General features: G+C 73.2%; 24 protein-coding genes. 4 read left to right on the forward strand and 20 right to left on the reverse strand.

Going from position 1 to position 26966, the window contains the following annotated elements; translation table 11 throughout:
• Window positions 1-7 precede the first annotated feature (7 nt).
• The 3 genes from ACZ6BG_RS36675 to ACZ6BG_RS36685 all read right to left on the reverse strand — a co-directional run bounded on the left by ACZ6BG_RS36675 (window position 8) and on the right by ACZ6BG_RS36685 (window position 1884).
• A complete protein-coding gene (locus ACZ6BG_RS36675; RefSeq protein WP_469010032.1) occupies window positions 8-751 on the reverse strand; it encodes an amino acid ABC transporter ATP-binding protein in 744 nt (247 codons plus the stop codon).
• Between the two features lie 121 nt (window positions 752-872).
• Window positions 873-1313: a DUF6278 family protein gene (locus ACZ6BG_RS36680; RefSeq protein WP_469010035.1), complete on the reverse strand. Its 441-nt coding sequence runs from the start codon at window positions 1311-1313 to the stop codon at window positions 873-875.
• Window positions 1314-1440: 127 nt separating this feature from the next.
• Entirely contained in the window at window positions 1441-1884 is a 444-nt protein-coding gene (locus ACZ6BG_RS36685) for a DUF3093 domain-containing protein (RefSeq protein WP_469010037.1), read from the reverse strand.
• 258 nt (window positions 1885-2142) lie between these two features.
• On the opposite strand from ACZ6BG_RS36685, the gene ACZ6BG_RS36690 reads away from it, so the two are divergent.
• On the forward strand, window positions 2143-3957 hold the full coding sequence (locus tag ACZ6BG_RS36690; protein ID WP_469010039.1) for an SGNH/GDSL hydrolase family protein: 1815 nt from the start codon (window positions 2143-2145) through the stop codon (window positions 3955-3957).
• 186 nt (window positions 3958-4143) lie between these two features.
• Here the strand turns inward: ACZ6BG_RS36690 and ACZ6BG_RS36695 are convergent, their stop codons facing one another.
• The 4 genes from ACZ6BG_RS36695 to ACZ6BG_RS36710 all read right to left on the reverse strand — a co-directional run bounded on the left by ACZ6BG_RS36695 (window position 4144) and on the right by ACZ6BG_RS36710 (window position 10398).
• Window positions 4144-4923, reverse strand: a complete 780-nt coding sequence (locus tag ACZ6BG_RS36695; RefSeq protein WP_469010043.1) for an exodeoxyribonuclease III — start codon at window positions 4921-4923, stop codon at window positions 4144-4146.
• 84 nt (window positions 4924-5007) lie between these two features.
• The gene (locus ACZ6BG_RS36700) at window positions 5008-5640 is read right to left on the reverse strand and encodes an MBL fold metallo-hydrolase (protein WP_469010244.1); all 633 of its coding nucleotides are present in this window, start codon (window positions 5638-5640) and stop codon (window positions 5008-5010) included.
• An 81-nt stretch (window positions 5641-5721) separates the two neighbouring features.
• On the reverse strand, window positions 5722-7017 hold the full coding sequence (gene pcaDC / locus ACZ6BG_RS36705; protein ID WP_469010045.1) for a bifunctional 3-oxoadipate enol-lactonase/4-carboxymuconolactone decarboxylase PcaDC: 1296 nt from the start codon (window positions 7015-7017) through the stop codon (window positions 5722-5724).
• 96 nt (window positions 7018-7113) lie between these two features.
• A complete protein-coding gene (locus tag ACZ6BG_RS36710) occupies window positions 7114-10398 on the reverse strand; it encodes an AfsR/SARP family transcriptional regulator (protein WP_469010049.1) in 3285 nt (1094 codons plus the stop codon).
• A gap of 132 nt (window positions 10399-10530) precedes the next feature.
• Here ACZ6BG_RS36710 and ACZ6BG_RS36715 point away from each other — a divergent pair, with 132 nt between their 5' ends.
• On the forward strand, window positions 10531-11520 hold the full coding sequence (locus ACZ6BG_RS36715; RefSeq protein ID WP_469010051.1) for an ornithine cyclodeaminase family protein: 990 nt from the start codon (window positions 10531-10533) through the stop codon (window positions 11518-11520).
• A gap of 16 nt (window positions 11521-11536) precedes the next feature.
• Here ACZ6BG_RS36715 and ACZ6BG_RS36720 read toward each other — a convergent pair whose 3' ends face one another.
• The 8 genes from ACZ6BG_RS36720 to ACZ6BG_RS36755 all read right to left on the reverse strand — a co-directional run bounded on the left by ACZ6BG_RS36720 (window position 11537) and on the right by ACZ6BG_RS36755 (window position 20045).
• Window positions 11537-12799: a sulfite oxidase gene (locus ACZ6BG_RS36720; RefSeq protein ID WP_469010053.1), complete on the reverse strand. Its 1263-nt coding sequence runs from the start codon at window positions 12797-12799 to the stop codon at window positions 11537-11539.
• 267 nt (window positions 12800-13066) lie between these two features.
• The gene (locus ACZ6BG_RS36725) at window positions 13067-13675 is read right to left on the reverse strand and encodes a sugar kinase (RefSeq protein ID WP_468454465.1); all 609 of its coding nucleotides are present in this window, start codon (window positions 13673-13675) and stop codon (window positions 13067-13069) included.
• On the reverse strand, window positions 13676-14833 hold the full coding sequence (locus tag ACZ6BG_RS36730; protein ID WP_030361870.1) for an ROK family glucokinase: 1158 nt from the start codon (window positions 14831-14833) through the stop codon (window positions 13676-13678).
• Window positions 14834-15092: 259 nt separating this feature from the next.
• The gene (locus ACZ6BG_RS36735; RefSeq protein WP_469010057.1) at window positions 15093-15935 is read right to left on the reverse strand and encodes an ATP-binding cassette domain-containing protein; all 843 of its coding nucleotides are present in this window, start codon (window positions 15933-15935) and stop codon (window positions 15093-15095) included.
• Window positions 15932-17002 (reverse strand): ABC transporter permease, encoded by a 1071-nt coding sequence (locus ACZ6BG_RS36740; protein ID WP_469010061.1) that lies wholly within the window; start codon window positions 17000-17002, stop codon window positions 15932-15934. Before ACZ6BG_RS36740 ends, ACZ6BG_RS36735 begins: the two co-directional genes overlap by 4 nt.
• Window positions 16999-18012 (reverse strand): sugar ABC transporter substrate-binding protein, encoded by a 1014-nt coding sequence (locus ACZ6BG_RS36745; protein ID WP_469010063.1) that lies wholly within the window; start codon window positions 18010-18012, stop codon window positions 16999-17001. Before ACZ6BG_RS36745 ends, ACZ6BG_RS36740 begins: the two co-directional genes overlap by 4 nt.
• Before the next feature lie 178 nt (window positions 18013-18190).
• Complete coding sequence (locus ACZ6BG_RS36750) at window positions 18191-19183, reverse strand: sugar ABC transporter substrate-binding protein (RefSeq protein ID WP_469010064.1); 993 nt, start codon at window positions 19181-19183, stop codon at window positions 18191-18193.
• Window positions 19184-19295: 112 nt separating this feature from the next.
• Window positions 19296-20045, reverse strand: a complete 750-nt coding sequence (locus ACZ6BG_RS36755) for a GntR family transcriptional regulator (RefSeq protein WP_469010249.1) — start codon at window positions 20043-20045, stop codon at window positions 19296-19298.
• Between the two features lie 140 nt (window positions 20046-20185).
• On the opposite strand from ACZ6BG_RS36755, the gene ACZ6BG_RS36760 reads away from it, so the two are divergent.
• Window positions 20186-21205 (forward strand): Gfo/Idh/MocA family protein, encoded by a 1020-nt coding sequence (locus ACZ6BG_RS36760; protein WP_469010066.1) that lies wholly within the window; start codon window positions 20186-20188, stop codon window positions 21203-21205.
• A 54-nt stretch (window positions 21206-21259) separates the two neighbouring features.
• Here the strand turns inward: ACZ6BG_RS36760 and ACZ6BG_RS36765 are convergent, their stop codons facing one another.
• From ACZ6BG_RS36765 to ACZ6BG_RS36785, 5 genes are all read right to left on the reverse strand, one after another.
• Window positions 21260-21724: a PaaI family thioesterase gene (locus tag ACZ6BG_RS36765; RefSeq protein ID WP_469010068.1), complete on the reverse strand. Its 465-nt coding sequence runs from the start codon at window positions 21722-21724 to the stop codon at window positions 21260-21262.
• A 47-nt stretch (window positions 21725-21771) separates the two neighbouring features.
• Window positions 21772-22440: a response regulator gene (locus tag ACZ6BG_RS36770; RefSeq protein ID WP_469010069.1), complete on the reverse strand. Its 669-nt coding sequence runs from the start codon at window positions 22438-22440 to the stop codon at window positions 21772-21774.
• 50 nt (window positions 22441-22490) lie between these two features.
• Window positions 22491-23906, reverse strand: coding sequence for a hypothetical protein (locus tag ACZ6BG_RS36775; protein ID WP_469010072.1), 1416 nt, complete (start codon window positions 23904-23906; stop codon window positions 22491-22493).
• Window positions 23903-25138 carry a hypothetical protein gene (locus ACZ6BG_RS36780; protein WP_469010075.1) on the reverse strand — a complete coding sequence of 412 codons (1236 nt, stop codon included), beginning with the start codon at window positions 25136-25138 and terminating at the stop codon, window positions 23903-23905. Before ACZ6BG_RS36780 ends, ACZ6BG_RS36775 begins: the two co-directional genes overlap by 4 nt.
• Window positions 25139-25301: 163 nt before the next feature.
• On the reverse strand, window positions 25302-26576 hold the full coding sequence (locus tag ACZ6BG_RS36785; RefSeq protein WP_469010077.1) for a sensor histidine kinase: 1275 nt from the start codon (window positions 26574-26576) through the stop codon (window positions 25302-25304).
• 181 nt (window positions 26577-26757) lie between these two features.
• Here ACZ6BG_RS36785 and ACZ6BG_RS36790 point away from each other — a divergent pair, with 181 nt between their 5' ends.
• On the forward strand, window positions 26758-26964 hold the full coding sequence (locus ACZ6BG_RS36790) for a hypothetical protein (protein WP_469010079.1): 207 nt from the start codon (window positions 26758-26760) through the stop codon (window positions 26962-26964).
• The last annotated feature ends 2 nt before the right edge of the window (window positions 26965-26966 follow it).

The raw sequence follows: 26966 nt of genomic DNA on the forward strand, positions 1-26966 counted from the left end.
CCCCCCGTCAGTGCTTGAGGATCTTGGAGAGGAAGTCCTTGGCGCGCTCGCTCTCCGGGTGGGTGAAGAAGTCCTCGGGGGCCCGGTCCTCGACGATGCGGCCGTCGGCCATGAAGACCACGCGGTTGGCGGCCGAGCGGGCGAAGCCCATCTCGTGGGTGACGACGACCATGGTCATGCCGTCGCTCGCCAGTTGCTGCATGACTTCGAGGACCTCGTTGATCATCTCCGGGTCGAGGGCCGAGGTCGGCTCGTCGAAGAGCATCACTTTGGGGTCCATGGCCAGCGCGCGGGCGATGGCCACGCGCTGCTGCTGGCCGCCGGAGAGCTGCGCCGGGTACTTCGCGGCGTGTGCGCCGAGGCCGACGCGTTCGAGCAGCTCACGGGAGCGCTGGTCCGCCTCGTCCTTCTTGCGGCCCCTGACCTTCACCTGGCCCATGGAGACGTTCTGCAGCACGGTCTTGTGCGCGAAGAGGTTGAACGACTGGAAGACCATGCCCACTTCGGCGCGGAGCCGCGCGAGCGCCTTGCCCTCCTCGGGCAGCGGCTGCCCGTCGAGGCTGATGCGGCCCGACTGGATGGTCTCAAGACGGTTGATCGTCCGGCAGAGCGTTGATTTGCCCGACCCCGAAGGGCCGATGACCACGACCACCTCCCCCTTGCCGACGGTGAGATCGATGTCCTGGAGGACATGCAGCTCTCCGTAGTACTTGTTCACATCACGCAGCTCGATCAACGGATCGACGGCCATGCCCAGACCTGCCCACTCATCGCGGTGTCGGTCAGCGCAAACTATCTACGCGAAAACGGGACTTATTGGACGACACGCACTTATGGGCATTAACCGTATTTGAGGCTACGTTGCCTGGCGGCTACGCCTCGGACGCCTCCGCGTACACCTGAGACAACTCGGGCGTCCCCTGAACCGCCCAGTCGAGCCCCGCCGCGACCACGTCGAACTCCCGCCCCGACACCAGGCGCACCACCGGGGTGCCACCCGGAAGGACCTGCCAGACCGCGCCCGGCACGGTCCGCACGATCACCGTGCCCAGATACAGCCCCGCGTCGTTGCCGAGCCACGGCAGCGTCTCCGCGTCGTCGCGCCAGCGCGGCGGCAACTGGTCCAGGGCGGCCAACGACGCCGGGGAGTCGTCGAGTTCAAGGCCGGCCGCGCCCGCCTGCGAGCGCAGCAGCTCGCACTCGGACAGCAGTTCGCCCACGCCGACCGGATCGTCCTCGAAGGCGGCCGCGAGCCGCAGCCCCGGCTCGCTCGGGTGCCGCTTGCGCCATTTGTCCAGGAACGGAATGTTCATGACCGGCCTCTCCGTGGGGTGCCCGGGGCGGCCTCCCCGGGCGGGCCGGGGCGGCCGGACGACGGATCCGCGCTCCAAGGAATGTATCTTGCGGCAGTTGATCTCGGAATGAGCGGAATCAGGCGAATCAGCGGCGGGTGAAGGCCAGGATCGTCGCCAGGTTCATCGGGCGGCGGGTGGAGAGGTAGAGGTAGGGCGCGGTGTGGTGCGGGCCCCGCAGTTCGACGCGGAGCGCCGTGGGGACGTAGGCGCGCAGCAGGAGCAGGGCGTAGGCGTTCGCCTTGCACGTGCGCCACTCGAAGGCCTCACCCGCGTCGAGGATCTCCGTGCCGCCGAGGTCGTCGATCGGGATGACCCGGTCGCCCACGACGAGCGTGCCGGGCGTCACGACGATGCGGGCCGAGCCGTAGCGGTGGACCAGCGGGCCGAACACCCCGCCGACGAGGAGCACGCCGAACACGGCGGCCACGGGCCCGAACGGCAGCAGGAACCCGCCGAAGAGACAGCCCGCGAGCACGACGAGGAACCACCACACGGCCGGGACGCTCAGGCGCTCATCGTAAAGGTGCATGCCGCCATCCTGGCACTGGCGTACGGGCGGGGCTGAGGGGGCCGCCCCTGGCCGGTGCACGCCGGCCCCCGCGCGCCGACCCCGTGCGCGTGACCTTGGCCGGATCGGGTGCCGGTGTCCGCGCCGCGTTCATTGACGGGCTTCTGACTGCTCCTTAGTTTCATCACGCACCGTCTGTCGTCCGTAGCCGCATGACGCGTCAGCAGCCCGTCGTGCGAGTCGTGTCCGCCGTGCACCACGTCGTGGGAGGGGTCCGTCGTGCGAAGACGCATCTTGCGAGGACGCATCTGGGGAGCCGCCGCCGTACTCGCCCTGCTCACGGGTCTCGCCCCGGTGGCCGCCGCCGAGGCCGCGCCGGAGCAGGCCCGGCGGTCGCCTTCCGCGAAGAGCACCCGACCGCTCCCCCTGGAGCGGCTGTTCGACAATCGGGCCGTCAGCGACGACGCGCGCCCCGGCGACGCGGACTTCGACGGCGCCGGGGCCTCGCTGTCCGCGCGGGACCTGGCGGCGGCCGGCTGGACCCCCGGCCGGGCGCTCGGCGTCGACGGCGCCCGTGTCACCTGGCCGGACACGGCGGCGGGCGAGCCGGACAACGTACGGGCGGACGGTCAGGCCGTACGGGTGCGCGGGCGCGGGGACGCGCTGGCGTTCCTGGTCGCGGGCACGGGTGGCGACGCGAGCGGGACGGGCAGCGTGCGCTACCGGGACGGCTCACGCGGCAGCTACCGCCTGACGGCGCCGGACTGGCGCGGCGGCCCCCTCGCCACCAAGTCCGTCGCCCTGCCCCACATCAACACACCCGGCGGCCAGCTCACCGAGCGCGCCCGGCTGTACGTCGTCACGGTGCCGGTCGCCCGCGGGCGCGAGGTGACCTCCGTGGTGCTGCCCCGGGACCCCGGCACGGGGACCGACCTGCATGTCTTCGCGCTGTCGGTGCGGGGCGAGGCCAAGGGGTGGACGGGCAGCTGGGCGGCCTCGACGGCCGGGTACACCGCGGTCGGGCCCTGGCAGGACCGGACCGTGCGGCTCGTGGTGCACACCAGCGCCGGGGGGCCGCGGGTGCGGATCCGCCTCGACAACACCTTCGCGGGTACGCCGGTACGGATCGGGAGTGCCACGGTCGCCGTGCGCGCGGCGGGCGCCGGGGCCCGGGGGGAGCCGGTGGCGCTGCGGTTCGGCGGGCGTTCGGGGGCCGAGATTCCCGCCGGGGCGCAGGTGTTCAGCGATCCGCTGCGGTTCGCGGTGCCGTCGGACGCGCACCTCCTCGTCAGCTTCCACCTGCCCGGGCCGGTGGCCTCCGCGCCCGTGCACAGCCAGGCCCTGCAGACCTCGTACGTCAGCGGGCCCGGCGACCACACGGCCGACGGCTCCGGGCTCGCGTACACCTCGACGCTGCGGACCTGGCCGCTGCTCACCGGCGTCGACGTCGGGGGCGGGCCCGGGTCCGTGGTGCTGCTCGGCGACTCCATCACGGACGGCGTCGGCTCCACGCCCGACACCGACCGACGCTGGCCCGACGAGCTGGCCCGGCGCCTCCTGGCCCAGGACGACGTGCCGCGCTACGGCGTCCTGAACCAGGGCATCTCCGCCAACCGCGTCCTCACCGACCGCTACCCCGGTGACGGCGTGTCCACCGACACCGGTGGCGTCAGCGCCCTGCACCGCCTCGACCGGGACGTCTTCGCCCAGACCTCCGCGCGGACGCTCGTCGTCTTCGAGGGCGTCAACGACGTACGGGCCGGGGCGGCCGCCGAGGACGTCGTCGCCGGGCTGCGCGAGATCGCCCTGCGGGCGCGGGAGCGGGGGATGCGGGTGGTCGCGGCGACCGTGGTGCCCTGTGAGGGGGAGGCTCGGTGCACTGCCGCGGTGGACGCGGAGCGGGTGAAGGTCAACTCCTACCTGCGGGGTGGTGGCGACTTCGACGCCGTCCTCGACTTCGACGCCGTCCTGCGCGATCCTGCCCGTCCCTCGCGGATGCTGCCCGCCTACGACAGCGGGGACCATCTCCACCCGGGCGACGCGGGGCTCGCCGCGCTCGGGCGGTCGGTGCGGTTGGGGGCGCTGGTGCCGTAGCCCTGCCGAGGGCTCCCCAACCCCGCCCCTTCCCGTAACTGGGGGCTCCGCCCCCAGACCCCCGCTCCTCAAACGCCGGAGGGGCTGTCCATAGCCCGTCCGGCCTTCGAGGACGAGGCGCGAAGCGCCGACAACGGGGTCCGGGGCGGAGCCCCGGTTTCGGGAGGGGGCGGGGTCGGGGAAAGGTCACAGATCCAGGTCGACCACCACGGGCGCGTGGTCCGAGGCGCCCTTGCCCTTGCGTTCCTCACGGTCGACGTAGGAGTCGGACACCGCCTTGGCGAAGGCCTCGTTGCCATAGACGAGGTCGATGCGCATGCCCTTGTTCTTGGGGAAGGCGAGCTGGCGGTAGTCCCAGTACGTGTAGGGGCGGTCGTACTTGAGGGGCCGGGGGACGACGTCCGTGAGGCCGGTCTCGCGGAGGGCGGCGAGGGCACCGCGCTCGGCGGGCGTGACGTGGGTGGCGCCTTCGAAGAGGGCGGGGTCCCAGACGTCGTCGTCGGTCGGCGCGACGTTGAAGTCACCGAGGACGGCGAAGGGCCGGGACCCGGCCGCGTCCTCGGCGACGGCGGCCTTGAGGGCGTCGAACCAGGCGAGCTTGTAGGCGTAGTGGGCGTGGTCGACCTCGCGGCCGTTGGGCACGTAGACCGACCAGACGCGGGCGGGGCCGCAGGTCGCGGAGATGGCGCGGGGCTCCTGCGCGTCGTCGTAGTCGGGGCCGCCGGGCAGGCCCGTGGTGACGTCGGCGAGGCCGACGCGGGAGATCAGCGCGACGCCGTTCCACCGGCCCGTGGCGTTCACCGCGGACTCGTACCCCAGCTCGCGCAGGGCCTCGGCGGGGAACTGCTCCGCGCCGCACTTGGTCTCCTGGACGCACAGCACGTCCGTGCCGGTCTTCTCCAGCCAGGCCAGGAGCCGGGGAAGGCGGGCGGTGATCGAGTTCACGTTCCAGGTCGCGATGCGCATGGGAAACAACCTACCCGCCGCCACTGACAGTCCCGGATCCCCCGCCCCCGACGCCGCCCGGCCCCGCCGCCCCGCCCCGCGCGGTCACACCTCGGCCGACTCCCCCGGCGCGAGCCGCACATGGTCCGTGCCGCCGAGCCGCCCGATGTGACCGCCGTAGATCGGCAGCGCCAGGTCGGTGAGGAGGGCGTCGTGGATGTCGTGGGCGCGCCGCGGCTTGACCTCCCGTACGTAGTCGATGACTTCGGAGATCTTGTTCCAGGGGGCCATCACCGGGACCATCAGCGTGTCCACGGGGTGCTCGGGCACCGTGAACGCGTCGCCGGGGTGGAAGACGGTGCCGTCGACGAGGTAGCCGACGTTGGTGACGCGGGGCAGGTCCGGGTGGATCACGGCGTGCAGCTCGCCGTGGACCTGGATGTCGAACCCGGCGGCCGTGAACGTGTCGCCGTGGCCGACGGTGTGCACCCGCCCCGGGAAGGCCGCCGCGAGCTGGTCGGCGACGGACGCGAGGGTCCACAGCTCGGTGGCCGGGTCGGCCTCCAGGGCGGCGCGCAGATGGCGCTCGTCGAAGTGATCGGGGTGCTCGTGCGTGACCAGGAGGGCGTCGGCCCCGGCAGCGGCGTCGTCCTCGCTGAAGCCGCCGGGGTCGATGACGAGGAGGCGGCCGTCCTTCTCCAGGCGCACACACGCGTGGGACTTCTTGGTGAGCTTGATGTGAGACGTCGTCATGCCCCCATCCTGCTCCTCGGGGCCGACCGGAGCCGACCGGGGCGGCCCCGAGGAGGACATGCCCCGCTACTCCTGCGGAGTGGTCTCCTCGCGGATCACCTGCTGGGCGACCCGGAACGCGCTGTTGGCCGCCGGGACCCCGCAGTACACCGCGGCCTGCAGCAGCACTTCCTTGATCTCTGCCGGGGTGAGGCCGTTGCGGAGCGCGGCGCGGGTGTGGAACGCCAGCTCGTCCAGGTGGCCGCCCGCGACGAGGGCCGTGAGGGTGACGCAGCTGCGGGTGCGGCGGTCCAGGCCCTGGCGGTTCCAGATCTCGCCCCAGGCGTAGCGGGTGACGAGGTCCTGGAAGTCCGCGGAGAACTCGTCGGCGGCGGCCATGGCCCGGTCGACGTGCGCGTCGCCGAGTACCTCGCGGCGGACCTTCATCCCCTGCGCGTAGGCGTCGGGGCGGGCGTCCGTCGCCACGGGCTGCTCGACCGCGGCGATCTCGGCGACCGGCGCGGCCGGGGGCGGCGCGAGCACGGGCTTGACGGGGGGCGCGGTGATGGCGTGCTGGCCGGTGCCGTGGGTGTCGGGGGCGGCCTGCCAGGCGCTGGAGAAGTGGCGTACGAGCAGGTCGGTGACCGCGCCGGGCTGTTCCACGGGGGCCAGGTGGGAGGCGCCGGGCACCACGGCGAGGCGGGCGTCGGGGATGCCCGCGACGAGGGTGCGGGCCTCGCCCTGGCCGGTCACCTGGTCCTCGGAGCCGACCAGGACGAGGGTGGGCACTCCTATGCTGGCCAGCTCCGCGCGGATGTCGAAGGCGGCGAGCGCCTCGCAGGCGGCGATGTAGCAGCCGGGGTCGGTGGTGCGCACCATCTGCACGGCCCAGTCGGTGATGGCGGGCTGGGCGGCGGCGAAGCCGGGCGTGAACCAGCGCTCCGGGGAGCTGCGGGCGATGGGGTCGAGGCCGTTGGTGCGGACGATCACACCGCGCTGGCGGAACTCGTCGGCGGTGCCGAACCGCGGCGAGGTGGCGATGAGTGCGAGCGAGGCGACGCGGTGCGGGTTGCGCAGCGCCAGTTCGGCCCCGATGGCGCCGCCGAGGGCGCAGCCCGCGAACCCGAAGCGCTGCACGCCGAGTTCGTCGAGCGTGGCGAGCACGCGGCGGGCGAGTTCACCGACGGAGTCCACGGGGTGGGCGGGGGCGCCGCCGTGTCCGGGCATGTCGAAGCGGATGATCCGCCAGTTCTTGCTGAGTTCGGGCACCTGCCGGTCCCACATGTGCCATGTGGTGCCGAGGGAGGGGCCGAGGACCAGGACAGGGGCGTCCTCCGGCCCGTCAAAGCGGTATTGCAGGGCTGCAGTGTTCGTCTCGCTCACCCGCTCCACGCTGCCACATCGCACACATGCGCACCGACGGGGGTGGGCGCCTCCACCAAACCGCCGCAGACCTTCACGGCCGCGGCCGTGACGGGTTCACCCCGCGAGGACGGCCTCGGCCAGCTCGCGCCAGTCCCCCGCCCCGCCTGCCCGGGTCGCCTCGGCGAACGCCGGTTCGCCGAGGTGGGCGCGGGCCTGTGCGGTGATCCGGTCGACGTCCGGCTGTGAGCGGTCCGGTGTGCCCCGCACGCTGTCACCGGCCGCGAGCAGCGCCGCGGCCCGCTCGTGCTGACCCTGGCGCAGCGCGAGCTGCGCGAGGCCGACGAGCACGTGCGCGAGCAGCGGCAGGTGCCCCAGCTTCACCGCCTCGCGGAAGGCCTCGGCCCAGTGGCCGCGAGCCTCCTCGATGTCCTCGGCGAGGTAGCCGTACAAGTCCTGGGTCACGACCCGGAGGTAGCCCCTGGTCCCGGTGACGCGCAGCGGCCGGGCCGCGTCCAGTTGCGCGTACGCCTCCTCCCGCCGCCCGCGCCAACGGGCCAGCTGCGCCTTCGCGAGGACGAGCCCGGCCAGCGCGTCCGGCCAGGCGACCCGGTCCACGCAGGCCTGCGCCTGTGCCATGGCGGCCGCGCTCGCCGCCTCGTCGCCGAGCAGCCAGTACAGCTGGGCCTGGCGCGCCCGCAGACCGATCGCGTCCTCGATCGCGCCCAGTTCGGTCAGGGCCGTGATCCCCTGTTCGTAGTGCTCGCAGGCCTCGGCGAACGCGCCGCGCTGGGCGAGCCGGTCGGCCAGGGACATCAGCGCGAGCGACATCCCCCACCGGTCGCCGAGGGCCCGGAACTCGGCCAGGGCGATCTCCATGTCCGTGTCCGTGTCCGGCTCGACGCGGCCGATGGTGAGCCGCAGCCGGCTGCGGTTGAGCCGGGCCTGGGCGCGCACCCACGAGTCCTCGTCGGTGAGCATGGGCTCGAACGCGGCCAGGAACTCCAGCGGCTCCGCCAGCATCCGCTCCATCAGGTCGACCATGACCATCAGCGGGTGGCGGCTCGTCCCGCGCCGGGCGTACCGGTATGCCTTGTGGATCCATTCCTGCGCCGCGTACTGGTCACCCTGGCCCGAGGTCAGGAACAGCGTCACGACGGCGTACGCCATGGCGCGCACGTCGTCGGGCACGGGACCGTCCAGGGAAGCCGCGGCGACGCTCAGTTCGGTGCCCTCGGCCTTGCGTCCGCTCAGGAACCAGTACCAGCCCGCGGGTCCGACGAGCCGCATCGCCTCGTGGGCCCAGCCGTCCGCGATGGCGCCGCGCAGGGCGGCGTTGATGTTGTCGTGCTCGGCCTCGAGGACGGCGAGCCACTCCAGTTGCTCGGTCCGGCGCAGGTGCGGTTCGGCCGTCGCGGCGAGGTCGGTGAAGTGCGCGAGGTGCGCCCGGCGGGCCGACTCGGTCTCCCCGGCCTCGGCCAGGCGGTGCGCCGCGTACTCCCTGATGGTGTCCAGCATCCGGTAGCGCGGCACGGCCGTGTCGTCGGCGAGCAGCAGGGACTTCTCGATCAGCGCGGTGAGCACGTCGAGGACCTGCTCCCCGCCCGGGGCCTCGCCCCCGCACACCCGCTCGGCCGCGTCGAGCGTCGCGCCGCCGGAGAACACCGAGAGGCGTCGCAGCACGCTCCGCTCGGCCTCGGTGAGCAGGTCCCAGCTCCAGTCCACGACCGCGCGCAGGGTCTTGTGCCGGGGCAGTGCCGTGCGGCTGCCGCTGCTGAGCAGCCGGAAGCGGTCGTCGAGCCGGAGGGCAAGCTGCTCGACGGACATCGTGCGCAGCCGTGCCGCGGCCAGTTCGATGGCGAGGGGAATGCCGTCGAGCGCCCGGCAGATGCGGGCCATGGCGGCCAGGGTCGGCTCGTCGAAGACGATGTCCTTGCGCACCGCGCCGGCCCGGTCCCGCAGCAGCAGCACCGCGGGCGAGGCCCCGACCGCGGCCGGGTCCGCGCTTGCGCCGGGCAGGGCGAGCGGCTCCACCTGCCACAGCGCCTCGCCGGTGATGCCGAGCGGCTCCCGGCTCGTGGCCAGGATCCGCAGGCCCCGGCACTCCCCGAGCAGCCGGTCCGCGAAGGTCGCGGCCGCCTCGATCATGTGCTCGCAGTTGTCGAGGACCAGCAGGTGCGCGCGGTCCCGGACCGCCGTGACGAGCCGGTCCATCGAGTCCCCGCCCGGGTCCCCGCCTCCGTCGCCGCCCGCGCCGCCGCCGACCAGCGCCTGGTCGCGCAGGCCGATCGCGGTGAGCACGACCTGGGCCAGCTCCCCGCCCGCCCGCACCGAGGCCAGCTCGACCAGCCAGGCCCCGTCCGGGAGGTCTTCGAGCATCCGCCGCGCGGTCTCCGTGGCGAGGCGCGTCTTGCCCGAGCCGCCGGGTCCGGTCAGGGTGACGAGGCGGTGCTCGGTGACGAGGTCGGCGACCGCGGCGACGTCCTCGTCCTTGCCGACGAAGCTGGTCAGCCCGGCGCGCAGGTTGGTGCGGGGCCGCTCCGGCTCCGTCCGGCCGCCGCGCCGGTCGTGCTGCTCGCCCTGCTCGCGGCGCTCGGCACGGTCGGTGCGGTCTGTGCGGTCGGTGGACCCGGCGCGCTCGCCGTGCCGGCGTCGGGCGCCGCCACGCTCGCCCAGGTCCCCGCGCAGCAACGCGGTGTGCAGTGCGGAGAGTTCGGCCGAGGGCTCCACGCCCAGCGCGTCGACGAGCCGCTCGCGCAGCTTCTGATACGCCATCAGGGCCTCGCTGCCCCGGCCCGCCTCGGCGAGCGCCCGCATCAGCGCGGCGACGAGGCCTTCCCGCAGCGGGTGCGTGGCGACCAGCTCGGTCAGTTCGGAGACGAGGTCCGCGCCGCGGCCGAGGCGGAGGTCCGCGTCCACCCGGTCGGCGAGCGCGGCGAGGCGGAGTTCGTCGAGGCGGGTTGCCGCGGCGACGAAGGCGTCGCTGCCGTGCGGCGCGATGTCCGCGAGCGCCGTGCCGCGCCACAGTTCCAGGGCCGAGCGCAGCAGCTCCGCCCGCCGCGGCACGTCGTCGGCGGCGCGCGCCCGGCCGAGCAGCTGCTCGAACCGGCTCACGTCCACGGCGTCGGGCGCCACGGCCAGCCGGTACCCGCCGGACTCCGCCTCGACCGACCCGTCCGGCAGCACCCTGCGCAGCCGGGACACGAGCACCTGCAGGGCGTTCGCCTCGTCCGCGGGCGGCCGGTCCCCCCAGATCCAGTCCACGAGCCTCGGCCGGGTGACGACCCGGCCGGGTTCGAGGGCGAGCGCGGACAGCAGGGCGCGCAAACGAGTGCCCGGCACTTCCACCGCCGCCCCGGTGGCGGTCCGGACCTCGAAGGGCCCGAGCATCATGATGTGCACCTGGCCATAGTGCCGCACGGCTCCGACGCCTGACCAACCGCTCCCGCGCTGGTCACGACCGCCGTTCCCGCGGTCCCACGGGCCCGGCTCGCCCCGGTGTTTCGGTGCGGCGTCCGCGGTGAGGATCACCGAATGACCCCGCACCTCGAATCCCCCGCGCCACAGAACCCCCTCCCGCCCCACCCGGCCCTTCCGCATCTCGACGCCGCCACGCTCGACCGCCTGGTCCCGATGGGGGCCGCCGTCGACGCCGTCGAGGACGTGCTCGCGAGCGGCGGGCTCGACCCCGAGGCGGAACCCGCGCGGTCCGTCGTCGGTGTGACGGGCGGTCAGCTGCTGCTCATGCCGTCGTCGACGGCCTCGTACGCGGGCGTGAAGGTGGCGACCGTGACCCCCGCCAACCCCGAACGCGGGCTGCCCCGCATCCAGGGCCTGTACCTCCTGCTCGACGGCGTGACCCACCAGCCGCTCGCCCTGCTCGACGGCATCGCCCTCACCTCGCGGCGCACGCCCGCGGTGTCCGGCGCCGCGATCCGGCGCCTGGCCGCGCCGGAGGTCCGGCGGCTGCTCGTGTTCGGGACGGGGCCGCAGGCGTGGGGGCATGTGGAGGCGGTACGGGCGGTGCGTCCCGGCCTCGCGCACGTGGACGTCGTCGGGCGCGACCAGGGGCGGGTGGCCGCGTTCGTGGAGCGGTGCCGGGCGGCGGGACTCGCGGCGGCGGCCGCGGCGCCGAAGGACGTCGCCCACGCCGACGTGGTGTGCTGCTGCACCACGGCGCGCGAGCCGCTGTTCGACAGCTCGCTGCTCGCCCCGCACGCGACCGTCGCCGCGGTCGGCTCGCACGAGCCCGACGCCCGCGAGGTCGACGAACGCCTCCTCGGCCGGGCCACGGTCGTCGCCGAGTCCCGGTCCGTGGCGATGCGGGAGTGCGGCGACATCGTGCAGGCGGTCGCCACCGCCGCGTTCGACCTGCGGCGGCTGCGCACCCTGCGCGAGCTGGCCCGCGGCGAGGTGCCCGTCGAGGAGGCCCGCCCGCGCCTGTTCAAGTCGGCGGGCATGGCCTGGGAGGACCTCGCGGTGGCGGTGGCGGCGTACGAGAGATGGCGGGGCGCCGACGCCTGAGCGCCCCGCCCCGGCCTCACGTCACCGTCACGGGATGCCGCACCACCGCGTCGAACAGATACCCCTGGGTGTTGTGGACCGTCGTCGGCGGCTGGCTGCGCCCGGTCGTGTCCGTGGCGCGGGCGAGGAGTGTCGCGGGGCCGGGCGTGCGCGGCCGCCACTCGGTGGACCAGCGCACCCAGGAGCCGCGCCGGGGTATGTCGTGGAGGCGGGCGCGGTGCCAGGTACCGCCGTGGTCGGTGCTGATGTCGACGCGGGCGACGGCGCCGTCGCCCGACCAGGAGCGGCCCGTGAGGCGGTGCCGGGCTCCGGCCTGGAGCGTGGCGTTCCAGGGGAGTTCGAAGGCCGACTTCAGGGTCTGGCGGGTGAGCGGCGGTGAGCCCTCGGCCGGGAAGTGCGGGCCGAACAGGCGGTAGAAGTCGGTGTTCCAGGGCGAGTAGAGCGGTGTCGTCGAGACCTCGATGTCGCCGACCCACTTGATGGACGCGATGCCGGTCCAGGAGGGCACGACGACGCGCACGGGGTGGCCGTGGTCGGGCGGCAGCGGCTCGCCGTTCATCTCGTACGCGAGGAGGACGTCGTCCAGGGCCTTGGCGAGGGGCAGTGGGCGCCGCACCCGGCCGAGGTTCGTGCCGTCGGCCGTGACGTAGTCGTCGTCCAGGCCGCGGGGCATGACGTCCACGGCCCGGCACGAGAGGCCCGCGCGGCGCAGGACGTCGGCGAGCCGGACCCCGCGCCAGCGTGCGGTGCCGATGGCGCCGAGCGTCCAGGCCGTGCCCGACACCGGCTGGCCCTGCTGGGTCTGGAACAGGCTCCGGCCGTTGCCCGCGCACTCCACGAACGCCGTGCGCGCCGTCGACGGCAGCCGCTTCAGGTCGGCGAGCGTGAACTCCCGTGCGCCACCGGTGAGTCCGTCGCCCCACACGGTGAGCCGCCACGCGGCGGCGTCCGGGCGGGGCGTGGTGGTGTGGTTGCGTACGAAGAAGTGCGAGGCGGGGGTCAGATGGCCGGTGTCGGCGAGTGCTTCGAAGCGGGTCTCGGCATTCGTGCCGCGCACCGTGAACACGTCGTCGGGCAGCGGTTTGACGATGCCCGGCGCGGTCGCGGCCCGTGCGCGCGGGGCGGGCCAGGCGACGGGCACGGCTGCCGCGAGACCGGCGGCGGCGAGGCGCAGCACGTCGCGGCGGGCCACCCCGGCGGCGCGGGCCTCGCCCGCGAGCCACTGGCGCAGTCGACGACGGTCGTAGGCGGCTTCGGTGATCGGTTCCGTGGGCGTCATGAGGGCAGCCTTCCGCGGCGGGCGTGACGGTCTTTTCCGAGTGCGCGAAGCGCCGTACGCCGTCAGGGAAGCGAGCGGCGCGCGGGACGAGGAGCGCCGTACCGAGAGGAAAGAGAGGAGAGCGCGGATCAACAACAGGCGTGCGACGGCAGTGCGCGGACCCGGAGGCTTCCGGTGGCACAGGTGCTGCGGCTGAGGATCATCCCGACATGCTACGAGGCCGTGACGTGTCCCGTCACGGCCTCGGCCCGTTCGTGCGCGGCGCCGCTACGGCGTCGTCGTCGACACGACGTACACCATGGGGTGCTTCGGGTCGGAGCGGTTCACGACGATGTCCTGGGTGGGAGTGGGGTTCTTCATCTTGTGGGTGAGGCCCCACCAGGGCCCGGGGTCGGTGAACTCCCAGCCGACGACCTTGCGGTCGCGCTTGCTGATGGTGATGTCGTTCTTCTTCAGGGCGCTGACGCCCTTGCCGGTGCCGGTGGCCCTGAGGAACTTGTCGAGGCCCTCGTTGCTGGTGAGGAACTGGACGTACAGGCGGCTGGTGCGCCAGTTGTTGGTCTCGTAGTAGGCGACCTCCGCGGAGTACGGCGGGATCGGCACGTCGTAGAGGCGGCGCTGGACCTTGGAGGGCCAGCCCGCGGTGAGGCCGGTCGCGGAGTACTTCTTCTCCTTGTCGCGGCCGCTGTCGCGGCTCTGGTTCGCGGAGATCAGCAGATACACGGCGGGGACGCCGATGAGCAGCACGATGATCGTCGCGGTGAGCCAGCGACGGCGGAGCATGTGGCGGCGGTCTTCCGGAGGGCGCTGCTCCGCGTCACCCGGTCCGGGCGGGCCCGGCAGGTCCGGGGACGAGGGCTGGCGGGGCACGGTCATCTACTGGGTCCCCTGGGCGGTGCGGTCGTTGGAGCGGCGGGCCTCGGCGTAGCGCTCGTACCGCTCGTAGCGTTCGACGCGGCGGCGGTTGGCGCGCCGGAAGCGGCGGGCGACGAGCCGGGCCAGGTCGGCGGCGCCCACCATGCCCGCCTCGGGGCCGAGCTGGGCGCGGGCGATGCGGGCCTCGGGGCGGTAGCCGCGGCCGGTGAGGTGGCGGCGGAAGGCGTCCCTGGCCGGGCCGATCAGGAGGTCGTCGGCCGCGCTGACGCCGCCGCCGATGACGAAGCAGGACGGGTCGAGGGCGGCGGCGAGGTTGGCGATGCCGACGCCGAGCCACTGGCCGATGTCCTGGAGCAGCTCGACGCACATGGCGTCGCCCTCACGGGCCAGCTCGGTGATGAGGGGCCCGGTGATGTCGGGGACGTTGCCCTTGACGCGCTCGATGATGCCGTACGCCACCGGGGAGTCCGCGGCCGCCAGCTCGCGGGCCTCGCGCACCAGGGCGTTGCCGGAGCTGTACTGCTCCCAGCAGCCGCGGTTGCCGCACGGGCAGCGGTGACCGCCGGGCACGACCTGCATATGGCCGAACTCGCCCGCGACCCCGAACTTGCCGCGCTTGACCTGGCCGTCCTCCAGGATCGCGCCCCCGATGCCGGTGCCGAGCGTGATCATGACCAGGTGGTCCTCGCCGCGGGCCGCGCCGAAGCGCCACTCGGCCCACGCGGCGGTGTTCGCGTCGTTGTCGACGAGCACGGGCACCGCGAGGCGGCCGGAGATGCGGTCGCGCAGGGGTTCGTTGCGCCAGGACAGGTGCGGGGCGAACAGGACGCGGTTGCGGTCCGCGTCCACCCAGCCCGCGGCGCCGATGCCGACGGCGTGCACGTCGTGCCGGTCGGACAGGTCCAGGACCAGCTCGACGATGGTGTCCTCGACCACCTTCGGGCTCTTGGACTTGTCCGGCGTCTCGGTGCGCAGCGTCTCCAGGATGTTGCCGTCGGCGTCCACGACGCCCGCCATCACCTTCGTGCCGCCGATGTCGATGCCGACGGTGGGGACGCGGGGCGCCGTCAGATGGGATCGGCGCTCACGCGTGCCCACGGTCCGCAGAACGGTGGCTCGTGCGGAGCCGCGGTGCGTGAGGTCGCGGTAGGTGCTCATCGGGCCGATTCTGCCTCACGCTCGCGGGGGCGCGCACAACGGGACCGGGGTGGTGAGGCGCCCCGGTCGGCCCCCGGGTGGTGAGGCGCCCCGCACTTCCGGGGTGCGGGCACCCGGGCTTCCCCAGGGGCGCGGGGAACTGCGCGCTCAGCCAGAGAAGAGCCGCAGACGCGTCTGCTCGGTCATCGGCAGACGCGTCTGCGGCTTTGTCGGGGCTGGTCGCGCAGTTCCCCGCGCCCCTTACGAGGCCCGCCCCGGCCTACGGGGCGCCGAGGTCGGGCTCGGGAGCCCGTTCCAGTTCATGACGGAGGTCGTCCAGCTCGGAGCCGCCCGCCATCTGGCGGGTCAGCTCGTCCAACGTGATCTCGTCCCGGGAATGGCTGCCCGACATCGCACCGCGCTTGAGGAGGACGAAGCGGTTGCCGACCAGGTAGGCGTGGTGCGGGTTGTGGGTGATCAGGACCACACCGAGGCCCGCGTCACGGGCGGCCGCGACGTACTTGAGGACGACCCCGGACTGCTTCACGCCGAGCGCGGCGGTGGGCTCGTCCAGGACGAGGACCTTCGCGCCGAAGTACACGGCGCGGGCGATCGCCACGCACTGGCGCTCACCGCCGGAGAGGGTGCCGATCGGCTGGTCCACGTCGCGCAGGTCGATGCCCATGCGGAGCAGCTCCGCGTGCGTCGTCCGGCGCATCAGGTCGACGTCGAGGCGCTTGAACGGGCCCGTGCCCTTCGTCGGCTCGGAGCCGAGGAAGAAGTTCCGCCAGACCGGCATCAGCGGGACGACGGCCAGGTCCTGGTAGACGGTGGCGATGCCGCGGTCCAGGGCCTCGCGGGGGCTGGAGAGCTTGGTCTCCTCGCCCTCGACGCGCAGGCTGCCCGCGTCGTGCTGGTGCAGACCCGCGATGATCTTGATGAGGGTGGACTTGCCCGCGCCGTTGTCGCCGAGCACGCAGGAGATCTCCCCGGCGTGCACTTCGAGGGAGACGCCCTCGAGGGCCCGGATGTTGCCGTAGTACTTGCTGACGGCGTCGAGCTCGACCAGCGGCGTACGGTCCGCGGGGGCCGTCTCTTCCCTGGCCACGGCCTCAGTGGTCATTTCGTCGCCTCCGCGCGCTTGCGGACCCAGGCGTTGAGCAGGGTCGCGAGGAGCAGCATCGCTCCGAGGAAGAACTTGAACCAGTCCGGGTTCCACTCGGCGTACACGATGCCCTTGCTGGTCATGCCGAAGATCAGGGCGCCGACCGCGGCGCCGACCGCCGAGCCGTAGCCGCCGGTGATCAGGCAGCCGCCGATGACGGCCGCGATGATGTAGATCAGTTCGTTGCCGACACCCTCGCCGGACTGCACGACGTCGTAGTTGAAGAGCAGGTGCTGGCCGGAGACCCAGGCGCCGAAGGCGACGCCCATGTACAGGCCGATCTTGGTCCTGCCGACGGGCACGCCGACCGCGCGGGCGGCCTGCTCACCGCCGCCGACCGCGAAGATCCAGTTGCCGGCGCGGGTGCGCAGCAGGATCCAGGTGGCGACCGCGATCATCGCGAGCCACCACACGATGGTGATCTTGAAGTCGACGCCGCCGATGGTGATCGTGGAGGCGAACACGTCCTTCGCGGACGAGAAGCCCTCCATGTCGGAGATCGACTTGGTGGAGACGGTGTCGCTGATCAGCTTGGTGAAGCCCAGGTTCGCGCCGGTCAGCATCAGGAACGTACCGAGCGTGATGATGAAGCTCGGCGGGTCCGTGCGGATCAGCATCACGCCGTTGAAGACGCCGATGGCGAGGGTGGCGAGCAGGGACACGCCCACGCCGACCCAGACGTTCGCCGTCATCTGGTAGCTGAACATCGACGAGATCAGCGCGGACGTCGTCACCATGACGCCCGCCGACAGGTCGAACTCACCGCCGATCATCAGCAGCGCCACCGGCACCGCCATGATGCCGATCGTGGAGGCCGCGTACAGGACGGTGGCGAGGCTCGCCGCGCGCAGGAAGCTGTCGGCGACGACCGCGAAGAACAGGAACACCGCCACGGCGCCCACGACGGAGCCCAGCTCTGGCCGGCCCAGGAACTTCTTCAGCGGCGAGGTCTTCAGAAGCCGCTCGTCGACCGCCTTCTCGGGCCGCTGCGGTGACGGTGCGGGTGCAGGTGCGGTCGCGCTCATCGGGTCCCCCGCTTCGCGTATTCCTCCAGCTCGGCGGCCTGGTCCTTGGTGATGATCTGCGGTCCGGTGAGGACCGGCTTGCCGCCGCCGAGCACATCGGCGTTGTACTTGTAGAGCCAGAGCAGGTCCACGGCCTCGTAGCCCTGAAGGTAGGGCTGCTGGTCCACGGCGAAGCCGAGCGTGCCGGACTTCAGGCCGCCCGCGACCTTCTCGTTGAGGTCGAACGTGTCGATCTCGGCCTTGCTGCCCGCGCCGTCCTTGGCCTTCACGGCCGTGTCGGCGAAGGGCGCGCCGAGGGTGACCACGGCGTCGATGTCCTTGTCGGACTGGAGCTTGGCCTCGATGGAGGACTGCACGTCGGGCATGTTGGTGCCCTCGACGTACAGGTTCTGCATATCGCCGTCGAACGTCTTCTTGGCGCCCTCGCAGCGCTGCTCGTGGCCGACGTTGCCCTGCTCGTGCAGGACGCACAGGGCCTTCTTCTTGCCGCGCTTGTTCAGCTCCTCGCCGACGGCCTCGCCCGCGATCGTCTCGTCCTGGCCGATGTGGGTCAGGGCGCCGAACTTCTTGGACTCCGCCGAGCCCGAGTTCACCGTGATCACCGGGATCCCGGCCTTGGTCGCGCGGGCCACGGCGGCCTTCATCGCGTCCGGCTTGGCCAGCGTGACGATGATGCCGTCGACCTTCTTGTCGATCGCGGCGTCCACGAGCTGTGCCTGCTGCTGCGCCTCGTCGTGGTGCGAGTACAGGAACTTGATGTTGTCCTTCACGGCAGCCTGCTTGGCGCCGCTCTGCACGATGTCCCAGAACGTGTCGCCGTCGCCCGAGTGCGTGATCATCGCGAACGTCCAGCGCGGCGTGTTCACCGCCGCCCTGCCCTGTGCCTGCTGCGCCTTGCGGGCGTCCTCGGCGCGCTTGCCGCCGGTGCTGCTGCATCCCGCCAGGGACACCCCGAGCACCGCCACAAGCACGGCACCCACCGCACGTACTCCAGTCCGAACCCTTGCCACGACGTCGTGCCCTTCTTGCTGTCCAGTGTCTGCTGTGCCTGCGGTGCGCACGGAGCCGTCCACATTTGCGTTCGCGGCGCCGATTCGGTTTGCAGTGCTTGCTGTGTTCTTCGGTGCGGCCGGGCCCGCTGCCCGGACCCGGCCGCCCAAGTATCGGTCACACGGATCAGCCGTGTGGTCATCGGGTACCGCGGGCGGTGTACTTCTCCAGCTTCGGTACGTCCTTCTTGGTCACCACGGCCGGACCGGTCAGGACCGGTTTGCCGCCGCCGATCACGTTCGCGTTGGACTTGTACAGCCACAGCTCGTCGATCGCGAGGTAGCCCTGGAGGTAGGGCTGCTGATCGACGGCGAAGCCGACCTCGCCCGCCTTGAGCCGCTTGACCACCTCGGCGTTGAGGTCGAAGGTGTCGACCTCCGCCTCGCTGTCCGCGTCCTCCTTCGCCTTCACGGACACGGCCGCGATCGGCGCGCCCAGGGTGACGACCGCGTCGATGTCCTTGGCGGCCTGGAGCTTGGCGCTGACGGACGACTGGGCGCCGGGCGCGTTGGTGCCGTCGACGTTGAGGTTCTGCACCGTGCCGTCGAAGGTCTTCTTCACACCCGCACAGCGCTGCTCCAGCGAGACGTTGCCCTGTTCGTGGATCACGCACAGGGCCTTCTTCCTCCCTCGCCGGTCCAGTTCGTCGCCGACGGCCTCGCCCGCCACGGACTCGTCCTGGCCGATGTGGCCGAGCGCGCCGAAGCGGGTGGAGAACTCCCCGCCGGAGTTGATCGTGACGACCGGGATCCCGGCCACGCGGGCCTTGCCGAGCACGGCCTTCATCGCCTCCGGCTTGGCGAGCGTCACCACGATCCCGTCGACCTTCTTGTCGATCGCGGTCTGGACGAGTTCCGCCTGGCCCTTGCCCTCCTTGTCGTTGGAGTACAGGAACTCGACGTTGTCCTTCTTGGCGGCCTCCTTGGCGCCGTTCTGGACGATGTCCCAGAAGGTGTCGCCCTCGCCGGAGTGCGTCACCATCGCGATCTTCAGGCGTGGGGTCCCGGCGGCCTGGCCACCGGAGCCCCCGGACTTCCCGGAGTCCTCGGAGTCCTTGCCTCCGGAGCCGCTGCACCCTGCCGCGAGTGCGATGACCGCTAGGAGCGCTGCTGCCGTGCGGGCTGTACGCATGAGGGGTCCGCCCTTCTCCCGGCCGCGGATCGCGGCTTCGGCCGCGCCGATGCGGCTTGAGGAGTTCTAACGGCGGGAGCGGGCCAGCGTCAATGACTTTGTCAGAACATTCTTACGGCCGCACCAGAAGTTGAAACTCGAAGGAGTACCGCGAGGCCCGGTAGATGTGGGAGCCGAACTCGACCGCGCGGCCGGTGTCGTCGAAGGTCGTGCGGCGCATCGTGAGCAGCGGCGCGCCCTCCGGCTCGGCGAGCAGGTCGGCCTCCTCGGCCCCGGCGGCGCGGGCGCCGACGGACTGGCGGGCGCTGTGCAGCGTGATGCCGGCGGCACGCATCAGGCGGTACAGCCCGGTGGCCTCCAGACGCTCCGTGTCGAGCGGGAGCAGTCCGGCCGGGATGTGGTTCCGCAGGTACGCCATCGGCTCGCCGTGGGCCAGGCGCAGGCGCTCCACCAGGTGGATGTCGCTGCCCTCGGCGACCCCGAGGGCGGCGGCGGTCTCGGCGGTCGCGGGCTCGACGACGTTGCGCAGGACCCGGGTCTCGGGCCGCTGCCCGGCCGCCTCCAGGTCGTCGTAGAGGCTGCTCAGCTCCAGCGGGCGCTTGACCTGGCTGTGCACGACCTGGGTGCCGACGCCCCTGCGGCGCACCAGGAGGCCCTTGTCGACGAGCGACTGGATGGCCTGGCGGACGGTGGGCCGGGACAGGCCGAGGCGGCCCGCGAGCTCGATCTCGTTGCCGAGGAGACTGCCGGGGGTCAGGGCGCCGCGCTCGATCGCCGCCTCCAACTGCTGCGACAGCTGGAAGTACAGCGGGACCGGGCTGCTGCGGTCGACGCCGAGGTGCAGGGCCACCGTGGGGTCCACGGCCGGTTTGGCGGCTTTGGCCGCGGCTGGATCGGTCACGGGGTGAGCGTAGTCCGGGGAGATGATGACGGGAAGTTCGGAAGTTCTGTTGTCAGGACAAAGCATTGACAGGAGCGCGGGTGCCTCGCGAAGGTGTGCCCATGCGCATCGGACTGATCGGAACGGGACGTATCGGCACTTTCCACTCGGCTGCCCTGGTCGGCCATCCAGGGGTGGACTCACTCGTCGTCGCGGACGTGGACGCCGCCCGGGCGGCGGACCTCGCGGCCCGGGTGGGCGCGGAGGCGGCGCCCTCGGTGGACGCGCTCTTCGCGGTGGGGACGGCGGGCTCCGGCGTGGACGCCCTGGTCGTCACGGCGGCGACCTCGGCGCACGCGGAGCTGATCGGCAGGGCGGCGCGGGCCGGTCTGCCGGTGTTCTGCGAGAAGCCGATCGCCCTCGACCTGCCCGGCACCCTCGCCGCGCTCGCGGAGGTCGAGGCGGCGGGCACGGTGCTCCAGCTCGGCTTCCAGCGGCGCTTCGACGCCGGGTACGCGGCGGCCCGCGACGCCGTGCGGGCCGGGCGCCTCGGCCGGCTGCACACGGTGCGGGCCATGACGTCGGACCCGGCGCCGCCGCCCGCCGCGTATCTGCCGCTCTCCGGCGGCCTGTACCGCGACTGCCTGGTGCACGACTTCGACATCCTGCGCTGGGTGACGGGCCGTGAGGTGGTGGAGGTGTACGCCACCGGCTCCGACGCCGGACCCGCGATGTTCCGCGAGGCGGGCGACGTCGACACGGCCGCGGTGCTGCTCACCCTCGACGACGGCACGCTGGCCACGGCCACGGCGACGCGCTGCAACGGAGCGGGCTACGACGTCCGCATGGAACTCGCGGGCGAGGCCGACCAGGTGGCGGTCGGCGTCAACGACCGCACCCCGCTCACCTCGGCCGAGCCGGACGGCCCGCCCGCTCCCGACAAGCCGTGGCCCGGCTTCCTGGAGCGCTTCGCGCCCGCGTACGAGGCGGAGCTGGCCGCGTTCGTGGAGGTCGTGCGCGGCGAGCGGGCCAACCCCTGCGACGGTCGTGAGGCGCTGCACGCGCTGCGGATCGCGGAAGCGTGCGAGCGGTCGCGGGCCGAGCGGCGGCCGGTGCGGCTCGCGGAGGTCGACGGGGGCTGAGGGGCCGGCCGGGCCTGGCCTCAGGGGCGGGCGCGGCTCAGGGGCGGGCGCGGCTCAGGTCGACGTGGCGCGGACCGTGCCCTGGGCCAGCGCGCACAGCGACTCGGCGCCGTCGTCGGCCACGGCGAACACGTCGCAGCGGACGACGGCCTGACGGCGGGTCGCCTCCGCCACCGTCGCGCGGGCCACCAGACGGGCGCCGGTCGCGGGGCGCACGTACTGGATGGTGAAGCCGGACGTCAGGACCGCGGGGCCGAGCGCTGTCCCGGCCGCGAACGTGATGCTGTTGTCGGCCGCGTACGCCAGCACGCCGCCGTGCGCGAAGCCGTTCTGCTGGCGGAGTTCACCGCGCATGGGGATCTCCAGGGTGGCCGCGCCGTCCCCGAACGCGGTGATCTCGGCGCGCACCAGGCGGCTGAAGGGCTGGGCGTCCAGGGTCTTGCGAGCGAGGTCCAGGTCGAGCACGGGCACTCCCGCCCCGTCGTGGGCCACGGCCGTCCGCCCCTTGTCATCCGTCATGGCCGCCAACGTACCCGCGCCCGCGGGCCGTTGACGGGCGGGGCCGGTCAGTCGTCGTTGAGGAGGCCCGCGTCGTGGACCAACAGGGCGATCTGGACGCGGTTGTTCAGGTCGAGCTTGGTCAGAACGCGGGAGACATGGGCCTTCACGGTGGCCACGCTCAGGTACAGCTCGGCGGCGATGTCCGCGTTGGACGCGCCCTTGCCCACGGCGACGGCGACCTCCCGCTCCCGGTCGCCGAGCACGTCGAGCCGGTCGAGGGCGCGCCGCCGCCGGTCGAGTTCGGGGCCGCCCCCGGCCACCTGCGAGATCAACTGCTGTGTCACGCTGGGCGAGAGGACCGGCTCGCCCGCGGCCACCGCCCGTACCGCCGCGACGATCTCGGCGGGCGCGGTGTCCTTCAGGACGAACCCGGCGGCCCCCGCCCGCAGCGCCCGCAGCACCTGCTCGTCGGCGTGGAAGGTGGTGAGCACGACGACCTCGGGGGCGTCGGGCCGCTTGCGCAGGGCCTCGGTGGCGGCGAGCCCGTCCATCGTGGGCATCCGGATGTCCATCAGGACGACGTCGGGCCGGACCTCCGCGACGAGCGCGGCGACCTCGCTGCCGTCGCCCGCCTCCCCCACGATCTCGATGTCGTCGGCGCCGCCGAGCATGAAGGAAAGACCGGCGCGGACCAGCGGGTCGTCGTCGACGAGCAGCAGCCTGATCGGTGTCATGCGCCTACCGTAACCAGCCTCGCGTGCCCCCTCGGCACGCCCGGGCCCCCTCACGCCGGGAGCCTCAGGCGCAGCGGCCCGCAGCCGATCCGGTCGGCCTCCGCGGCGACGTAGCGCGGCATGAGCCTGCGGATGTCCGCGGCCCGGCCGCCGTCGTCCGAACGGATCAGGAAGGTGACGTCGCCGGTCTGGCAGGAGGCCTGGTAGAGCGCCATGTCCTCGCGCAGGAAACCGCGCCCCCGCGTCTCGTCCTTGGTGTCCCCTTCGGCCGTGATCCGGCGGCCGCCCTCGAAGGAGAGCCCGTGGTAAAGCGCCGAGAGCCGGGAGCTCTCGACCGTCATCAGGCGCAGCTTCGGGTGGCCGAACAGGACGTCCCGGTCGCAGGTCCGCACCGGGCCACCGCCGCCGCTCACCAGCGGGCGTTCGTACCGGCTGCTCTCGCCTGAGCCGGGCAGCCTGAGGCCCTTGACGCCGCAGAACGCGCCGGGCTTCTCGTCGATGAACCGCGCGGGGGCGGCCAGGCGGTCCGTGGGGTCGGGGAGGTCGCTGTCGCACCCCTGGTCGTCCATGTAGTGGTTGACGAGCTTGACGACGGCGCGGGCGAGCCGGGCGCGTTCGTCGGTGTCGACGGGGTCGCGGTACGTCGTCCAGCCCGCCTCCATGTCGACGACGAGCGGTCCGTCCCGGTCGGGGGCGCGGCCGACGCAGCCCTCCGGTACGGCGAGCCACGCGCGCGTGTCCGACACCATGCCGAGCAGCCCGCCGCCCAGGGGTGTCATGCGCGCGGACAGGTACTCGTCGGCCCACACGTCGCGGTCGCCGCCGAACCGGGTGTCGAGCCGGTGCAGTTGGGCACGGACGCGGTGGCCGCGCGGTGACCGCAGCTCGCACCGGCCGGAGGGCCCGTCCGAGGCGATGCGGTCGTAACCGATGTCCATCTGGGAGTACGCGATGTCCCGCTTGCCGTGGAACAGGTCCGCGACGTCGTCCTCGTCGAGCGCGCCCCAGCACGCCCGCTCCCGCTCGAACGGCCCCGCATCGGCCTGCCAGGCCACGACGGTCCCGCCGAGCAGCGCCCCCGCGAGCGCGGCGGCGACGGCACGCCTCCGGCGCCCACGGGTGAGACGGCGCAAGCTGCGCCAGTGCCACCAGGGGGCAGGGGCGGCGGCGATGGCGGCGGCGACGACGCCCAGCGGCTTGTCCGCCGGGGCGGGAGTCACCTCCCCCTCGGCCTTGCCCGCCGAGCCGGGAGTCACCTCACTGTCGGACTTCCCCGCCGAGCCCGGACGCACGTCACCGCCGGACTTCCCCGCCGAACCCGAACGCACGTCGCCGTCAGGCCTGTCCACCGAGCCCGGACGCACGTCACCACCGGGCTTCGCCCCGCTCGCTCCGCCCTCGGCTGCCCCCTCACCCACAGTGCCCTCGCCCTGCCCCACCTTCTCGTCCTTCTCCATGTCGCTCATCGACGGTTCCCCTCCGCGTCGGTGGTCGGCGCGACGGGTGCGCAGCCGAGGCGCCGCGCCACCGCGTTGGTGAACGTGGCGAAGTAGTCGGACGTGGCTCCCGTAGGCGTACCGAGCAGCAGGAACGCCGTCGGGCGGCCCGCGCACCCGGCGCGGACGAACCGCCGGTCGGCGGCGAAGTCGCCGGTGCCCCGCCAGCCCTTGGCGGGCGCCCTGGTCCCGGCCGCGCCGTCGAGGAGCCGGGTGAGCCGGGGCTCGCGCACCATCACGGCGTCGAACAGCGGCTGGTCGGTGCGCTCCCCGAGCCGCAGGGAGCGGCCGATCCGCGCCGAGCAGGACTGCATGTCCCGGTTGACCGCGCCGACCTGGTACTCCAGGCGCATCGCGGTCTCCTTGGTGAGGTCGGCGGCGACGTCGAGGCCGGGGATGCGGCAGACGGGGCCGCGGGAGAAGGTGTCCGCGCGCTCCGGCAGCTCCGGCACCGCCGAGCTGACGCGCAGCGGCTCGGACCCGGCGCAACCGGCGGCCTTCATCCCCTTGTTGGCGGCGGCGACGAGGAGTTCGGCGACGGCCTGGGAGCCGCCGAGGTCGGGGATGTCGGGCACCGTGTCGCCGGCGTCCGTCTCCTCGTGGGCGTCGAGGGTGACGGCGGTCGGGCGGCCGTCGCGGGTGTCGCAGCGCTCGGGCAGGACGAGGATGCCGTGGTTGCCGTCGGCGGTGCCGGGCAGGCCGCCCGGCAGGGGCATGGCGCGGTCGGCGAGATAGCCGCCGAGCCAGCTGACACGTTCGCCCGCGGGCTTGGGCGCGGGGCCGTACCGCACCCGGACGGTGGTGCGTTGCCGCTCCTTGTCGCCGTCGCTGTACGTGTGGCTGGAGCTGACGGTGAGTCGGCACTCGCCGCGCGGCGAGCCGGGCGTCGGCGCGGTCCCCGTGGACGTACGGCTGCGGCCGTCCTCGCCCGTGAAGCCCTCGTCGCCGAGGACGCCGGGCCCGCTGTCCTGCTCCCAGGCGCCCCAGCAGTACTGGTCCCGGCCGTCGAAGGGCCAGGTGTCCGTGGCCCAGGTGCCGAGGCCGCCCGCGAGCAGCGCGACGGCGAGGCCGGTGGCGACGGCACCGCGCCGCGTCCTGACGAACCGCCGGACCCGTGCGAGCCGTTGGGCGTCCGCGCCGTGCGTCCGGTCCGCCCCGCTGTCCCCCGGTATGTCCCCCGGCGCACCGCCGGACGACCCCACTGGGCTCTCCCCCGTCACGATCTCCGCCCTCCGACTCTCCGTTGTGTGGCGGCTGATCGTACAGAAGGTGTGCGGAAGCGAAGCCACCAGGTCGTCAGGTCCACGACAGTCCGGCCGTCAGGCCGACAGCAGCCGGGCCGCCGCCCTGACGACAGCCCGGCCGTCAGGCCCAGGGCAGCCAGGCCTCGACCGCGAAGCTCCCGCCGGGGCCGCCGCCGTGGGTGAGGCGTCCGCCGGCGAGCGCGGCGCGTTCGGTGAGGCCGATGAGGCCCTGACCGGAGCCGGGCACCTGCGGCACCTCGCCGGGGGGCGGCGGATTGCGCACGGACAGGGTGAGGCCCTCGCCGGGCGCGCCCGCGACGACGACGGTGACCTCGGCGCCGGGCGCGTGTTTGCGGGCGTTGGTCAGGCCCTCCTGGGCGATGCGGTACGCGGTGCGGCCGATCGCGGCGGGCACCGACTCCGGGGCGGGGACGCGCACGTCGAGGGCGACCTTCATGCCGGCTTCCCGGGACTCGGCGACGAGCGTGTCGAGGGCGGCGAGGGTGGGCTGCGGCCGTCCCGACGCGTCCGCGTCGCCGCCGCGCAGGACGCCGATGACCTGCCGCAGGTCCTGCAGCGCCTCGTGCGAGCTCTCCCGGATGACCCCGGCCGCGCGTGCGATCTCCTCGCGGGGCGCGTCGGGCCGGAACTCCAGGGCGCCCGCGTGCACGCTGAGCAGGGTGAGCCGGTGGGCGAGGACGTCGTGCATCTCGCGGGCGATGGCCTCGCGGGCGAGCTGCTGGGCCTTCTCGGCGCGCAGCGCGGCCTCGTTCTCGGCGCGCCGGGCGCGGTCGCGCAGGGCGAGCAGGAGCTGGCGCCGGGAGCGCACGAACATGCCCCAGGCGACGGTGGTCGCGGCGAACAGCGAGGTGAGGACGATCGAGAGGACGTAGGGCAGGTCCGGGTCGGGCCGCCACCAGTAGAAGGGCACCATCAGCACCACGGCGGCGCCGACGAGCCAGGCGGAGTACTTCCAGGGCCGGTGCACGGCGAGCGTGAAGTAGGCGACGAGGGCGGCGCCGCCCGCGGTGTTGGACAGCAGGCTGACGGCGACCATCGCGACGGCGAACCCCACCGGCCAGCGCCTGCGCAGCCACACCCCGGCGCAGGCGAGCGCGCCGAGCAGATGGTCGAGCGCGGCCCAGCCGTCGGAGACGGTGGGGTTGTGCTGCACCTCGTCGCTGATGACGAGGCCGAGGAAGACGGCGATCAGGAAGCAGGCGAAGTCGACCATCCAGTCGCGCACGGTCCGCTTGTACCGCCCGGTCCTGCCGGTGGCCCGGTCCGGATCGAGCTCGGCGGCGACCGCCGACGGCAGGAACCACTGCCTGCGGGCCACGGGCTCCGCCCCGGTCCCGACGTCTGCGGTGCCCGCGGGCTGCGTACGACTCTTCACACTCGACAAATCTACGCACCGCACGGCGCCGCACCCGGCCCCCGAACGTGATCATCGACGAAAGTCGGAGCGTCCGAGACTTTGGGCGAACGGGGCGCGCGCCGGGGTGCGCCTTGCGACGGGCGAGGCCTCGCCCCGCGGCCGATGTGTGCGCGGGGCCGCGGGACGAGGCTGTCGAGCCATGAAACAGCTGCTGGAGTTTGTCGGTGTGATCCTGCTGATCCAGGGCGCGGTGGGCCTGTTGAACGAGCTCACCGGCTGGCTGGGCGGGTGGGGCGCGGTACAGCACCTGGCTTTCGTCGACGGCTACGAGCTGTATCTGAGCATCGCGATGATCGTGCTCGCGTGCGCGCTGTTCGCCGCGGCGGAGAGCCGCAGGTTCGGCTGAGC

This window comes from Streptomyces sp. NPDC041205 (assembly GCF_055591765.1).